We start from the raw sequence: 13,900 nt of genomic DNA on the forward strand, positions 1-13,900 counted from the left end.
TTTTAATAAAAGTTAGAATAATTTTTCTAACTTTTAGATATTTGTGAGCCTGGAATCTACTTGGATTAACTTTACAATCGGTTGAAACTGAAAATCGTGGGCAAGTCGCCTCAGGTGAGCGATGAGAAATGCCTGTTCTGAGGGGATTTGTTCAATCAGGTGAAAGATTTCTTCGTCATCACACAACTGTGCCGCTTGATGGAGCTGAGTAATCCAATCGAGTGGCATCACAGACAGGTTTTGAGCTGTTAGGACATCAGCTTGAGCCGGCAGGTGATCATCATGACTGGTTATCGACGGCTGGTCGTTTTGGGCATACACATAACGCAGTCCCAAATATTCTGCCATCTTGGCAAACAAAGTCTCTTCTTGGAAGGGCTTGCTGATGAAGTCATTACAGCCTGCGGAGAGAGCCAGAGTTCGATCGCGGCTGGAAACATGAGCCGTAAGAGCAATAATAATAGTAGCCTGACCTTCGACACTAGAGCGGATGCGCTGGGTCGCTTCGTAACCATCCATCTGTGGCATCCGTATATCCATCCAAATCAGGTGGGGTTGCCACTGTTGCCATAAGATGACAGCTTCCTCTCCATTTTTTGCCTCTTGCACCTCTAGCCCCAATGGAGTCAACAACCTTACCAAAAGTTGGCGGTTTTCCGCTTGGTCATCGGCGACAAGAATACGGTAAGGTGGTTGTCCGGGTGCTAATCCAATCACCTGGCGCTGGTGCTGAGTCGGTGTTACGTCGGAAGCTAGAGCAAGGCGGACTGGAATCTCAAACCTGAATCTACTCCCTTCACCGAGAGTACTTCTGACGGTAATATCTCCTCCCATTAACCGCACAAACTTACGACTAATCGCCAGTCCTAAGCCTGTCCCTTCCGGAGCCACTTTCCCAGATTGGGTTTGGACAAAAGCATCAAAAATACTATTGATTTCATTCGGGTCAATTCCTACACCAGTATCAGAAACTTCAAAGGTCAAACAAGCCAATTTATCCAAATTTTTTCTGGGTTCAGTTTTTTCTTTTTCATTTTTCGTTTTAACTTTCAAACTGACACTACCCTTTTGGGTGAATTTAATCGCATTACCTAGCAGATTGATGAGTACCTGGCGCAATTTATTAGGGTCAGCACTGACATATTGAGGTACATCTGAGGCAATTTCCAGATGCAATTGCAATCCTTTAGATTCAGCTTTTTGGTTGAACATTTCCCGAAGCGATCGCAACAAGCTAATCAGGTCAAAACTGCTTTCATCAAGGGTGAGGCGTCCCGCTTCGATTTTGGATAAATCTAGGACATCGTTGATTAACGCCAGCAAATGATGTCCACTGCGATTGATAATTTGCAGACTCTCTCGTTGTTCTGAAGTCAGTGAAGAGTCACGGTTCATCACTTGGGTAAATCCCAGCATGATATTTAGAGGGGTACGTAGCTCATGGCTCATACTCGCAAGGAAGAGGCTTTTGGCACGGTTGGCAACTTCAGCCGCTTCTTTAGCTCGTTGCAGTTCTAACTCAGCTTGTTTGAGGTCAGTCAAGTTACGAATGCTGACAACTAAGCCTGAAATAGTGTTGTCAGCCTCAAAATAAGGAGCATAAGTAATGCCAAGAAATTGCCGTCCTGTCGTTGGGTAATCCAGCCACATTTGAAAACTCACTACCTCTCCTGCCAGACATTGATCTAAACGTGGTTTCAAGAGAGTTTCAAAAAGTTCTACACCCAAAAATTCTCGGACTGAATGTCCAATAATCTCATCGGATTGCTTGTTATGCAGAGTCAGGTAAGCCTGATTCACCAATTGATAGGTGTAGTTGCGATCCATCAAGCACATACTATCGGTAGTGGCGGAAACAATCCGTTCATACCTTCGCAAGGATTCCTCGGCACGTTTGCGCTGGGTGATGTCTTGCACAATGTATGAAAATCTAGGATGTCCACTAGGACTAACAGCAATTGGGCAAACACTTGCAGATAGCCATCGTTGATTGTTGGGAGTTTGATGGGGATATTCAAACTCCACAGCCGCCTGAATTTGCTCAGCTTGTCGGTAGTGATTCATCCACATTTGTATGCTGGCTTGTGGCACTCCTAAGTCAGTGGCAAATCGATTTTGCATGGCCTCTGAGGTCGTACCAAAGAACTCGGCTGTTAGCTGATTATCGGAAATATGCAGAATGTTATCGTCATGGAGTTCAACAATCCCCATGAGCATTGATCGGCTCTCGAAGAAGCTGCGGAGGGTTAATTCACTTTGTTTTAATGCCTCTTCTGAGGCTTTGCGATCGCTGACATCGGTTACCCGCACTAAATTCATCCTTTTGCCAGCGACTGTAATTTGTTTGGCGGCTAAATTTCCCCAGAACGTCTTGCCTGTTTTAGTGACATACTCAATCTCTCGACTCCAAAAGCCTTGTGTATTAATTTCCTCAACAATGACAGCGAGTTCCTCTGGAGTGAACTGATGCTTTTGCAAGTTCTGTCCTTCAGTTCCAAGCAGTTGATCTTTACTAGAGGCTTCAAACAGTTCAATGGCTCGACGGTTGCAGTCGAGGGTTAGAGTTGTTTCTGAATCCACCAGAAAGATGGCATCAGTAGATTCATTGAAAATGGCTTCTCGCTCGTCTCGACTCCGAATCAGTTCTAGTTCTGCAAGTTTACGATCGCTAATATCCCGTCCTTCTGGAATCAGTAGCTTCACTCTCCCAGCATCATCGAATATGGGGCGCAGGGAAAAATCAATGGTGGCAACCCGATCCCCCTCACCCAACACATCCACTTCATAACGCACAAATTCTCCTTTAGCGGCACGAGCGATCGCGGCTTTTAATTGCTTCTGTGTTTCGGTCGAAATTGCCCACCATCGAGCTTCCCAAAAAGGCCGATTAATCACTTGAGAGCGAGTAAAGCCACCAAAATCAAGGGCTGTTTGATTGGCTTCTAAAAGAGTGCCATCCGGTTTGAGTAAACCAACAAACTGAAAGGTTTGGTTGAAAATAGCCCGGAATCGTTCCTCACTCTCTCGCAGGGCTTGTTCCGCTTGTTTGTACTCCGTAATATCTTCTTGGACGGCGACATAAACCGTTCCATATTCCGAGTGTTCAAAGACTGAGGTATGAGCTCTACACCAGAAAGGAGTACCATCTTTCTTGACATTATGAACCTCGTATGTTTCTTCACCATACTGGTGAAGCTGACGAATGATAGCTAGTGAGGTTTGTTCGGCACTCTGATCAGTCTCTTCATAGTTGATCACATGTACGGGTTTGCCGTTGAGTTCACCCAAAGCGTAGCCAAATAGACTTTCAAATTTGGGATTGGCGTAAACAATCGTGTTATCCGTGGCTCTAATTAGGCAAACTCCGCCAGCCATATTTTTCACGACTAAGTAGGTCGGGGAGAAAATCCTAAAGTATGTAAAGATAAGTGAATCATCAAGCTCTTCAATCTAGGAGATGACTCATGGGTGCCCGACTGAGAATCTTCCTCACACTCGAACAAAAGCGAACATTGTTTGAGCTGAGAACGGCGACAACAGTGCCGCAACGGGTCAAAGATCGAGCTGAAGTGGTGCGACTGAATGCACAAGGGTGGTACGTCGAGAAAATCGCCATCTACTTCAACTGGCATATGCAAACGGTACGAGAGACGATTCATCGGTGGGAAACCAAGGGATTGGGAGGATTGTGGGAGGCTTCCGGACGAGGGGGGAAATGTCGTTGGCAAAAAGCCGACATCGAATATGTTGAAGCGTGTCTTAGACAAGACAATCGCACCTACAACGCTCATCAATTGGCACAAAAACTGGCAACGGAGCGGCAAGTTCAACTGAGTCCCGACCACCTGCGTCGAGTACTCAAAAAAAGGGGGTGATGTGGAAGCGTACCCGTGTCAGCCATCGAGACAAACAAGATTCCGAACAACGAGCCATCAAGCAAGCCGACTTGGATATGTTGGAGTTAGCTGCTGCCACGGGAGAGATTGACCTACTGTACCTGGATGAGTCCGGGTTTAGCTTGTGGAGTCCAGCCAGCTACAGCTACTTTTTCCGGGGGGAACAAAAACGCCTCGAACAAACCCCTCGACGAGGGAGACGGCTGAGTATTTTAGGGCTTTGGCAACCGTTAGTCAGCTTCGTCTATGGCTTAGTGATTGGCAGTTTCACCAGTGAAAGCTACATCAAAATGATCGATCAGCAAGCTGGTGTTGCAGCACAAGAGTTTGCCAATACCGGACGGATTCGCGTCATCGTGCAAGACAATGGCTCAATTCATACCAGTACTCCAGTACAACAAAAGTGGGCACAATGGGAAGCTCAAGGATTGTACTTATTCTTTTTGCCAGCCTATTGCTCCCAGATGAATCTGATTGAGTCGGAATGGCATCAACTCAAAACCCATGAACTGGCAGGGCAGATGTTTGAAGATGAGTTAGACCTAGCTTATGCAGTGATGGATGGTCTAGAAGCTAGAGGCCAAGTTGAGGGGCGGAGTACAGAGCGTTTCAAGTTCAAGTCCGGCTAATTGTTAATGTAGCGTTACATAGTTGAGTTTTTCCCTATCCACCTACTTACGGCTTGCAGCGCTAATAGTTTCTCTGCCTGTTTACGCTCACTGATGTCTTGAATCTGACCAATGAAGTATAGGGGATTTCCTTGTGCATCCCGAACCAATGAGCCACTCAAGAGAATCCAAACCACATGCCCATCGGCATGAAAGTAACGCTTTTCTAGCTGGTAGGAACGAATTTCGCCCGCTAGTAATTGACGTGCGTAGCTCAGATCGGCATCGATATCCTCTGGATGCGTAATGTCCTGGAAGCTCAAGGATAATAACTCTTGCTCGGTATAACCCACGAGATCGCATAGGGAGCGATTGACTTTCAACCAACGTCCATCAATTGCCACAAGTGCCATGCCGATGGCTGCATTGTCAAACGCACTACGGAAGCGCTCTTCACTTTCGCGCAATGTTTCCTCTGTCCGTTGGCGTTGTTCAGCTTGCCGATAGGCATCACTAATGTCACGCACAAAAGCCGTGAACACGATTTTTCCCCCAACTTTCAGCTTAGAAATCGAGGCTTCAGCCGGAAACTTTGTACCATCTTTACGGCGACCAAAAATCTGGCTACGCTCTGCCATTCGCCGTGCTTCACCTGGGGAGTGAGCAAAGTCGCTGACATACTGACGGTGCCGTTGGGCAAACCGCATCGGCAAGAGTAAGTCCAGGGGTTGATTGAGTACCTCACTTGTGGTGTATCCAAACACCTTTTCCGCTCCCTGATTGAATAGAGTAATCCGTTGGCACTCATCAACCGAAATCACCGCGTCGCTGGCAATTTCCAGAATGCCTGCAAATCGCTCCTGGGAAGTCTGCAAGGCTTCCTCCGCTTGCTTTCGTGTATGGAGTTCCTCTTGTAGCTGAGCGTTGACTTTTTGCAGGGATTGTTCTGCCCCTGTGCGGTGCGAATCGAGGCGGTTGAGCATGTAGCTGTTCCAACCAATCAACCCTGAGAACAGGAGGATATCGCATATACTCGCCAGAGTGGCTTGCACTTCTTCTGTATAAAGATGCCACTGGTAACCCAGGTGAGATAATCCTCCTAGCAAAGGGGGTAGAACGATGGCTAAGGGCAGGAGTCGTCGTGCCATCAAACTGCCTGCACTGTCGCTATTCACCAGTAACATCATGCCCCGATCAGGACGGGCACACAGAACGCCACTACTCAGAAGTAAAAACGCGATCGCCGTGTGTACAGCCATGCCAGTAAACGAACCTGTCGGGTATAAGTCGGCACTGCCGTAGACATAGCCCAGCAATTCTAAAAATCCTAGTATCCCTGCCCCCAGCGCCATGCCCTGCACCGCTAGATCGTGTGGACGTGGCAGGCTCAATAGCAGCAAGGCTAACCCCTCTAACAAGAACGCCAAGGCTGTATTAGGAGCCATCCGTCCGGATGCGGCTGTACTTCCGAGGGGTTCTGGCTGTTGCATCAACCATTGATCAATGCCCAGATTGACGTTAAAACCGTACTGAATCAGTGTCAGCAGCGCTATGAGGACAATTAAACAGGCAACACTACAACTTAAAGATTGTATTTTCTCTGTTCCATTTGTTTTTTTTCTGTTTAATTCCCAATGCCACAACCGTAAGGATGTCCCTCCTAGAAGGAAACCAACAGCGGTGTTTACCCTGATCGTAGGCAATCCGAGCAAAATGCCTTTGAGGACAGCAATATCCAATGCCCAGCCCCCAATAACGGTAAAACCAACCAGAACTAAAACCAGGCTGATTTTTTGAGAAAAGCATTGTAGCTGGGTCGTTAAAGGAAAATAATTTAGGTCTTTTGACCCTTGTGACATACTTAGCCCGTCTAAACTCCTGTTAAATTTACTCCTTGACTAACGAACGTATCTGTTATCGAAGGATTAACTCAATTTTCAATAACAATTCAGAAAAACTGGATTGATTGGATGCAGTTGATAGAATTAATTGCCAGAAATAACACCTATTTAAATTTGTTATTTTTTCTATACCTATAAGTTTGATTAATTTTTGGGTTTTTATGAATAAAGAAAATTAGGCTGAATATTCACGAAAAATCAGAAAGTTAAAGCAGGTCTTCAAAAAAAATAAAAACTCCATGCTTTTTACTCAGTTAAGCACAAGCATTAGTTTTGTTTTTCCAAACGCCAGCCAAGAGCTTTGGCAATTTCCTTCGTCAGTGAGACAGGATTAAACGGTTTAGCGATCGCCCCTACCACCCCAAACGGCTGAAGCTGTTGTAGTGTAAACCAACGCGCTCTGGCGGTTAACAATACCACTGGAATTGACTGTGTGAGCGGATTGGCTCTGAGTTGCCGCAGAAACATAAAGCCGTCCATTCCTGGCATGGAAATATCGAGAATAATGGCATCCGGCTGCACGACAGCGAGCTTGTCTAACCCTTCATGACCAGAAGCAACGGACTGCACATTCCAACCGCCCAAATCTTTTAAGCAAGCTTCTACAACTTCCCGAACATGGGCTTCGTCATCGACTAGCAAAACCAGTTTAGTGGTTATCCCCACTTGTAGTGTACTCATACAACTCAGCTTTACTCCATTGACTGTTAGCTTTCACCGGAATCTTTGACTAATAACAGTGTTTCCAGAGAGCGGTAATCAACCCTTAGCGGGATGGCACTCAATCGATCCAGAATTTGTAGAAGCTCCCAATCAGCTAAAGTCATGAAGGTTTGAGTCTCGTGAGGGTTAATCAGCCAGTCTCATACCATTTGGGTTTAGAGTTATCGCTTTTGCAGTTTTGCAACTACCTATAGGGGAGGCTTTCAAAATATATAGCTGTCGCCATCAAGCTGAGGACAGATTGAACGGCTGTAAACGACCACGTACCAGTAAAAAACCTTCTGCCTCCTGCCTCCTGCCTTCTGCTATACAATCTCATATCCCCGTATCCAAAATGGTATTAGCCATCTTTAGCCAGACTGTCAGGAGGAGGCTGAGATGGATTTAATTTTGATAGTACAGGAAGAAAATAAGGAACTTATAAAGGCGTAGAAGTTGAGGTCAAATCAATACAGTCGTAAATCTCTACAGGCTCCAGCCTAAAATTTCAGCAATCTGTTCACAAAGAGTCACAGGGTTAAAGGGCTTGGTAATCATCCCAGCAACACCCATCTGAGAAAATTGAGTTCGGTCATCCGAGAGTACCTTGGCGGTTAGCAAGACAACGGGAATGGATCGCGTCACAGGATTTTCCTGAAGCTTTTGGAAGCAAAGGAAACCATCCATGTCCGGCATGGAGACATCCAGCAGGATAGCATCTAGAGATGGGGTTTCTGCCTTGAGCAACCCCTCCCTCGCCGATGGAGCGCTAATCGTTCGCCATCCCCCTAAATCTTCTAGGCAAGCCTGTACCAGTTCGCGAATCCGCTCTTCATCATCAATAATCAGAATTTGTCTAACAGTCATGAGCCGCGTTTGACAGTGTGAAATAAAAAGTGCTGCCTTCTCCTAGAGTACTTTCAGCCCAGATCCGTCCGTTGTGCTGTTGTATAATGCTTTGGCAGATGGCTAAGCCCAACCCTGTGCCTCCTTTGTGCCGAGAATCTGAAACATCAACTTGTTGGAATCGTCCAAAGATAGCCTGTAGTTTATCCGCAGGAATGCCCCGTCCCTGGTCTTGAACCTGAAACAGAATACCGTCTAACTGGGGTTGAGCCTTTAGGGTAATGGTGGAATTCGCCGGGGAGAATTTGATGGCATTACTTAACAGGTTAGTTAGGGTTTGGATAATCGCGTCAGGTGCAGCCCAAACCTGAGCCGATACGGGAATCACACGCAGGGTAATTGCCGCTTGGTCGGCAATCGGTTGTAAGGTCTCCACAGCCTGCTGCATGAGCTGAGCCGCATCACAAACGGTCTTCTCCAGCGCTACTTGACCTGAATCCAGCCGTTCCAAGTCAAGGATATCATTCACCAGACGCACCAGGCGCTCGCTATCGGTTAAGGCAATTTCCAGCATCCGTCGCGCCTTCTCCGGTTTGCTGTCGTAGATTCCGGTTGCCAATAACCCCAGAGAACCCCGAATTGCCGTTAGTGGAGTTCGCAGTTCATGACTGACGATCGAGATAAACTCATTTTTGATCTGGTCAATCGCTCGGCGTTCTGTAATGTCATGGAATTGAGCCACATAGTATAAGGGTTTACCTTGACTATCTCGCACTAATGATGTAACCCGCAGCATCCAAATCACACGCCCCGGTTTACACAAGTAGCGTAACTCCACTTGGCAACGGCGGTTTTCACTGGTCAAGAGCTGGAGTAGGCAACTTTGATGCTGCTCGACATCCTCTGGATGAATCAGCCTCCAAGAGGGTGTTGTCAGCAACTCCACCTCGGAATAGCCGAGCATGTCGCTGAGTGCGGAGTTCACTTTAAGCCAACACTCGTCCAGTCCAATTAAAGCCATGCCTGTGGAAGCATGGTCAAAAGCACTACGGAAACGCTCTTCACTATCCCGGAGTGCCTCTCCAGTTTGGCGGAGCGCGGTTTCTGAACGTTGACGTTCCTGCATTTCCCGTTGTAGTTGGTGGTTTTGCTCGATGAGTTGCTGTTGTTGCTGTCGGATGGTAAGTTGATGCTTCACCCGGAGCAACACCTCCTCGGCTTGGAAGGGTTTGGTGATATAGTCAGCCCCCCCAACCTTAAAAGCTTTCGCTTTATCCGTCACATCGTCTAGGGCACTCAAGAAAATAACTGGAATCTCGCGGACTTCTGCGACAGACTTCAGGGTTGAGCAGACTTCATAGCCATTCATCTGCGGCATTTTGATGTCGAGCAAGATCAGGTCAGGGGATTGAGAGCGAACGGTTTCTAAAGCCATCTCTCCACTAATGGCTTTTCTGACCTTATATCCCTGTCCGCTCAGAATAGCCGCGAGAGTACGGATGTTATCGGGTTGGTCATCAACGATGAGAATGTTGGTGTTGGCTTGCCTCAAGGTATTCTCCGAATCTGCGCTGACTCTCTTAATGTCGCTACCGCAACGCTTTCGCCCTTTACTAGATCAAGCGATCTGCGCTTGGCTGCTGTGCACCATGCTGACGCAAACGCTTTAATCACGTTACGTTCCGATCGCTCGCTACTGAACGTTTAAATTCTCAACTCCTCTCATCATGGTTTCCCTGTCTTTCTGTGAATATCCTCCAACTGCTGCCGGAACCGAACTCGCTCAATCCGACTCGTCACTCGTGTCACCAACTCTGGCCCCACAACAGGTTTACCAATAAAGTCATCTGCTCCCGCCGCAAACACCCGTTGTAGGGACTCAGCATTGGTATGAGCGGTCACAACCAGGATAGGCAAGTCTCCCCACTGGGGGTCTTGACGCACTACCTGACATAAATCAATTCCACTAAATGTCGGCATCTCTAAATCCAATATCAGCAGATGGGGAGCCGTTGCCGTCAACACCTCCCAGAATTGCTGAGGATTTTCTAAACAGGTGACTTGGAACCCCCAGGGTTGCAACAGGTGATGCAGCATGGCTAAGGCGGCTGGATCATCGTCCACCACCATAACTTTGGCTTCTGTGGTGGTGGTTGGAGAAAGCATTTGGGTGATCGCTAGAAAGACTTGCGTCGGTTTTACCGGCTTATGCAAAAATCCCCGTCCTCCCAAACGGGATACCGCCACCCGATCCGCCAGATTATCTCGCCCCGTGAAGGCTAAAACGGGAATTGAGGGAAATTGTTCTACGAGTTCTCGCAACAGAGTTAATCCATCATCGGATGGATCGGGGAAACTCAGATCCAGCAAAATCACATCAGGAGGGGTTTGGCTAATGGATTGTCTGGCAGCGGTCAAATTCGTGATGATATCCATCTCGATTGCCCAAGACATGGCTTCTGCTTTTAAGCGCTCAGTTAAGGCCACATCATCATCAATAACCAATACTCGAATGACGGAAGCCGCAGCGATTGGCTCAGCCGTCAGAACAACAGGAGGTTTCATCAGTTCTTGCCCAAGAGCTATCACCAATTGCTGAAACTGCAAGGCTTGCTCCTGTCCTAAAGTCACCTCGTTAAGCAACAAATGTTCAATCTGTCGTGCTAATTTCGAGCCTTCTGGGTAGCCAAACGTTCCCAATGAGCCTGCCAGTTTGTGAGCATTTTGTTGAGCCGTTTGACGCAAGTCATCACTTAAAGAGTCGGCGGATAACACCTTCGTTGCCTGCTCCAGTACAGCAACCTGTTGTGCAAAGGTATGTTTAAATCGCTCTAATACTTTGTTGACTGAAGCCAGTCCCTTTGCCTGAGCTTGGCTCTTGTTGGCTGTATTTAAAGCCGTTGCCGAATCAGCGAGATTAGGAGTAGAGCGATTAGGCGCAGCTTTAACTCGATAACCTAAGCCGTATACTGTCTCGATGATTTCTTCGGTTGCACCAGAAGCCTTGAGCTTCTGTCGCAAGTCCTTGATATGTACTGTAACTGCATTTTCGGTCGGTGGGTCATCTAAAGACCAGAGGCGATCAATAATGGCACTTCGACTAAAGATGCGTCGAGGATTTCGCAAGAAGAGTTCTAGAATACTGTATTCTTTGGGTGTCAGAGATAATAATTTCTCTTCATAAGTGACTTCACCCAAATCTGGGTTCAAACAGAGATCTCCCCATGTTAGCACTGGGGTAACGGCAGAATTTCCCCGACGTAGCAACGCCCGAATCCGCGCCATTAACTCTTGTGGGTCGTAGGGCTTAATTACATAATCATCGGCTCCAGCATCTAAGCCTTTGACAATATCAATATTCGAGTCTTTTGCAGTGAGTAAGAGAATTGGCTTTTGAAAACCCTGCGTTCGGAGCTGACGGCAGAGCGTCATACCATCCAGTTTAGGAATGAGCAAGTCCAAGAGGATCAGGTCATAGTCAAACGATGTTGCCAGTTCCAGGCCGATTTGACCATCCCTTGCGATGTTAACTATGTAATTATGAGCACTCAGCGCTTTATCCAGCGCCCAAGCCATTGGCTCATCATCCTCTACTAGCAGAATTTTCATCTGAAGTTGTTTTTGTACAGCGTATCCTTTACCACGCTGGCATACAGATAAAATCTATCCCAGGGTTTAGGTCACGTTTATCTGTGATCCGCTTCAGTGGGAGACGCTCTGCCAATGCTGCTTCCCTTGGACTCATCCCCATCAAAACAGGGCGATTGTTGATTGAGACGGTTTAGCCGAAGTCGGTTTGGCAGTAAGCATTGAGGATATGGATACAATTGGCGATCGCACCTAAATGAGCAATCTCATACCCATGAGTATTCTGGGTGGGAAAGCTTAAACAAGCAGCACGCGCCACATGACCAAACTTCATGGCTATAGACGCATCACTACCAAATCCACTAATCGCTGCCAGTTGTAGAGGTACATTACAGGCTTTTGCCGTCTGCCGCAGCTCCCCATTTAACCCTTCGTCATAAATGCCATAGCCATCCTGAGACAGCAACACGGGTGCTTCCCCCGCTTCTATGGGATACTCAGACGACAAAGGGCAAATTTCCAAAGCAATCAAGGCATCTAAGCCTTGATTTTGAGTAAAATAAAGTGCTCCAATCGCGCCGACTTCTTCCTTTGCCGAGGCGACTAAATAGGTATCTACGCTGGGAGTCTTGAGTTGTTGTGCTAAGGCTAAAAGAATCGCTACGGATGCTTTGTTATCCAGCGTATAGCTAGCCATGTAATCTTTCAGGCGTATCGGTCGCTTCCGATGTTTCCCAATCACCATCCGGGTTCCCACGCGCACGCCAGCCGCTTCTAGTTCTTCTGGGGTACACTTGGTTTCCACCCAAACATCTTCCCAATGTACGGGTTTATCTTCCTGCTGGGCTTTTTGCGGGGATTCATGGGACACATGGCGCGACCCAAAAGAGAGAATACCGCTAATCGTTTGCTTGTCACCCAACAAATCAACGACACCCTCTCCATAAACCCAAGGAAAAGCACCGCCGAGTTTGCGGACTTCAACCCGTCCCTCATCGCCTACGGTCTTGACAATTGCGCCAATTTCATCTTTGTGGGCAGTAATGGCAATTGATCGTTCGGAAGTGCGCCCAGGAATTTTGGCGATCGCATTTCCCGCTCTATCTTGCCACGCCTGGACTCCCAACGCTTGAAATCGACTCATCAACAGTTGGTCAATTTCCCCCTCTACACCACTCGGAGAATGATGTAATACGAGTTCTTCAATGGTTTGGAAGAGTTGGTCATAATCAAACGCAGACATACTGGATTCTATCGCTCTTGCTTCTGCCAGTTAGTCTACCGCTTGCACACTTAATTGTTGACTTAACTCACGGGTTGAGATTTTTTCTTCAACTTCCAACCTATAGCCAAAGCACCGAAAATGACTGTACCCACTATCGTCGCTGGTTCAGGGACGGATTCAGTCTCTAATTCATCAAAGGCTAATTTAGCAATTTCTTGATGAGTCACGGTTGTGGGATGGATATTATCCCAAAACAAGTATTGAGCTTGTACCGTTTGACTCCCAAGCACACAATTTAAGTTGTTGATACAAGCCTCAGTAACATTCGTGAAGCCATATTGAGCGGGATTGGAGATAGCGCCCTTAAACAGGGAATTGACATCGAGCAATTTGATATTAAGGTCAGAACCGGGCGCTTGACTGAACGTATTCAGGGTTGTGTTTAGGCTGCTGTTATGAAGGCTAACCAAATTATTGAGGTTATCAGAAATCGGGGTTGTACTGGTCAACGGCAGACTTCCTAAATCGGGTAAGTTGGCAACTAAGAAATTTTTCGCTCCCAGTGCAGCCAGAGTACTTAAAGCAAAGGATAAATTGCCAATAGTCGTCTCCGGTGTGGTAAAGGGTGTAAAACTACTTTGGGTCGGCAGATAATCATTAGCACCCGCCCATAGAACATAAAGGGCATTCGGATCAGCCGTCTGATTGGCTGGGATAAGGCTGGCAAATAAACCAATTTGCTGCTGCAATCCCGGTAAATTTGGATTGATGGTGTTATCTAGTCCTGTGGTAGAGCCACCAAAGGCAAAGTTTATCCCTTGAGTCGGACTAGTTGCTGGAGCAAGTGCCGTATAAGGAGTTGGGTTTAAGTTTAGGTCTTGACCGAGGTAATCTATCCAATTTGGGCCATTAGAAAAACGTCCATTAAAGTAAGGCGGAGGAGGAGAGCCAGCTCCTATCGCTTGAAGCGTAGCATTGAACGCATTACCCGTATCCGAGAGGCTGTCACCAAACACATACATTTGTGTAAACGTTGCCGCCGCAGCCTTAAGCGGTAACAGGAAAGAGAAGAGGACAAATCCTGTCGCAGCAATTTGCTTGTTCATAGTAGTTTTCACCCCTGATGGGTTTGAC

Annotated in this window: 8 protein-coding genes and 1 pseudogene; 1 reads left to right on the top strand and 8 read right to left on the bottom strand. The window is 47.1% G+C overall.

Annotated elements, in window-relative coordinates; genetic code table 11:
• Window positions 1–33: 33 nt before the first annotated feature.
• Window positions 34–3,375, bottom strand: a complete 3,342-nt coding sequence (locus MIC7113_RS33235; protein WP_015182268.1) for a PAS domain-containing hybrid sensor histidine kinase/response regulator — start codon at window positions 3,373–3,375, stop codon at window positions 34–36.
• A gap of 89 nt (window positions 3,376–3,464) precedes the next feature.
• Between MIC7113_RS33235 and MIC7113_RS35365 the strand changes: the two are divergent.
• Window positions 3,465–4,525: pseudogene (locus MIC7113_RS35365) on the top strand (IS630 family transposase).
• Between the two features lie 14 nt (window positions 4,526–4,539).
• Here MIC7113_RS35365 and MIC7113_RS37225 read toward each other — a convergent pair.
• The 7 genes from MIC7113_RS37225 to MIC7113_RS11235 all read right to left on the bottom strand — a co-directional run bounded on the left by MIC7113_RS37225 (window position 4,540) and on the right by MIC7113_RS11235 (window position 13,872).
• Window positions 4,540–6,363, bottom strand: coding sequence for a PAS domain-containing protein (locus tag MIC7113_RS37225; RefSeq protein ID WP_015182269.1), 1,824 nt, complete (start codon window positions 6,361–6,363; stop codon window positions 4,540–4,542).
• Between the two features lie 309 nt (window positions 6,364–6,672).
• Window positions 6,673–7,086 carry a response regulator gene (locus tag MIC7113_RS11210; RefSeq protein ID WP_015182270.1) on the bottom strand — a complete coding sequence of 138 codons (414 nt, stop codon included), beginning with the start codon at window positions 7,084–7,086 and terminating at the stop codon, window positions 6,673–6,675.
• A 507-nt stretch (window positions 7,087–7,593) separates the two neighbouring features.
• Entirely contained in the window at window positions 7,594–7,974 is a 381-nt protein-coding gene (locus MIC7113_RS11215; protein WP_015182272.1) for a response regulator, read from the bottom strand.
• A complete protein-coding gene (locus MIC7113_RS11220) occupies window positions 7,964–9,505 on the bottom strand; it encodes an ATP-binding response regulator (RefSeq protein WP_015182273.1) in 1,542 nt (513 codons plus the stop codon). The genes MIC7113_RS11215 and MIC7113_RS11220 overlap by 11 nt, the downstream gene beginning before the upstream one ends.
• A 173-nt stretch (window positions 9,506–9,678) precedes the next feature.
• Window positions 9,679–11,562 (bottom strand): response regulator, encoded by a 1,884-nt coding sequence (locus tag MIC7113_RS11225; RefSeq protein WP_015182274.1) that lies wholly within the window; start codon window positions 11,560–11,562, stop codon window positions 9,679–9,681.
• A gap of 172 nt (window positions 11,563–11,734) precedes the next feature.
• Complete coding sequence (locus MIC7113_RS11230) at window positions 11,735–12,784, bottom strand: M42 family metallopeptidase (protein ID WP_015182275.1); 1,050 nt, start codon at window positions 12,782–12,784, stop codon at window positions 11,735–11,737.
• Window positions 12,785–12,846: 62 nt separating this feature from the next.
• The gene (locus tag MIC7113_RS11235; protein ID WP_015182276.1) at window positions 12,847–13,872 is read right to left on the bottom strand and encodes an SGNH/GDSL hydrolase family protein; all 1,026 of its coding nucleotides are present in this window, start codon (window positions 13,870–13,872) and stop codon (window positions 12,847–12,849) included.
• Window positions 13,873–13,900 lie beyond the last annotated feature (28 nt).

Source organism: Allocoleopsis franciscana PCC 7113 (assembly GCF_000317515.1).
Taxonomy (GTDB): Bacteria; Cyanobacteriota; Cyanobacteriia; order Cyanobacteriales; family Coleofasciculaceae; genus Allocoleopsis; species Allocoleopsis franciscana.

Excerpts from the sequence above, each read along its gene's own strand:
- MIC7113_RS33235 (WP_015182268.1), bottom strand. The coding sequence starts at position 3,375 with ATGGCTGGCGGAGTTTGCCTAATTAGAGCCACGGATAACACGATTGTT.
- MIC7113_RS37225 (WP_015182269.1), bottom strand. The coding sequence starts at position 6,363 with ATGTCACAAGGGTCAAAAGACCTAAATTATTTTCCTTTAACGACCCAG.
- MIC7113_RS11210 (WP_015182270.1), bottom strand. The coding sequence starts at position 7,086 with ATGAGTACACTACAAGTGGGGATAACCACTAAACTGGTTTTGCTAGTC.
- MIC7113_RS11215 (WP_015182272.1), bottom strand. The coding sequence starts at position 7,974 with ATGACTGTTAGACAAATTCTGATTATTGATGATGAAGAGCGGATTCGC.
- MIC7113_RS11225 (WP_015182274.1), bottom strand. The coding sequence starts at position 11,562 with ATGAAAATTCTGCTAGTAGAGGATGATGAGCCAATGGCTTGGGCGCTG.
- MIC7113_RS11230 (WP_015182275.1), bottom strand. The coding sequence starts at position 12,784 with ATGTCTGCGTTTGATTATGACCAACTCTTCCAAACCATTGAAGAACTC.
- MIC7113_RS11235 (WP_015182276.1), bottom strand. The coding sequence starts at position 13,872 with ATGAACAAGCAAATTGCTGCGACAGGATTTGTCCTCTTCTCTTTCCTG.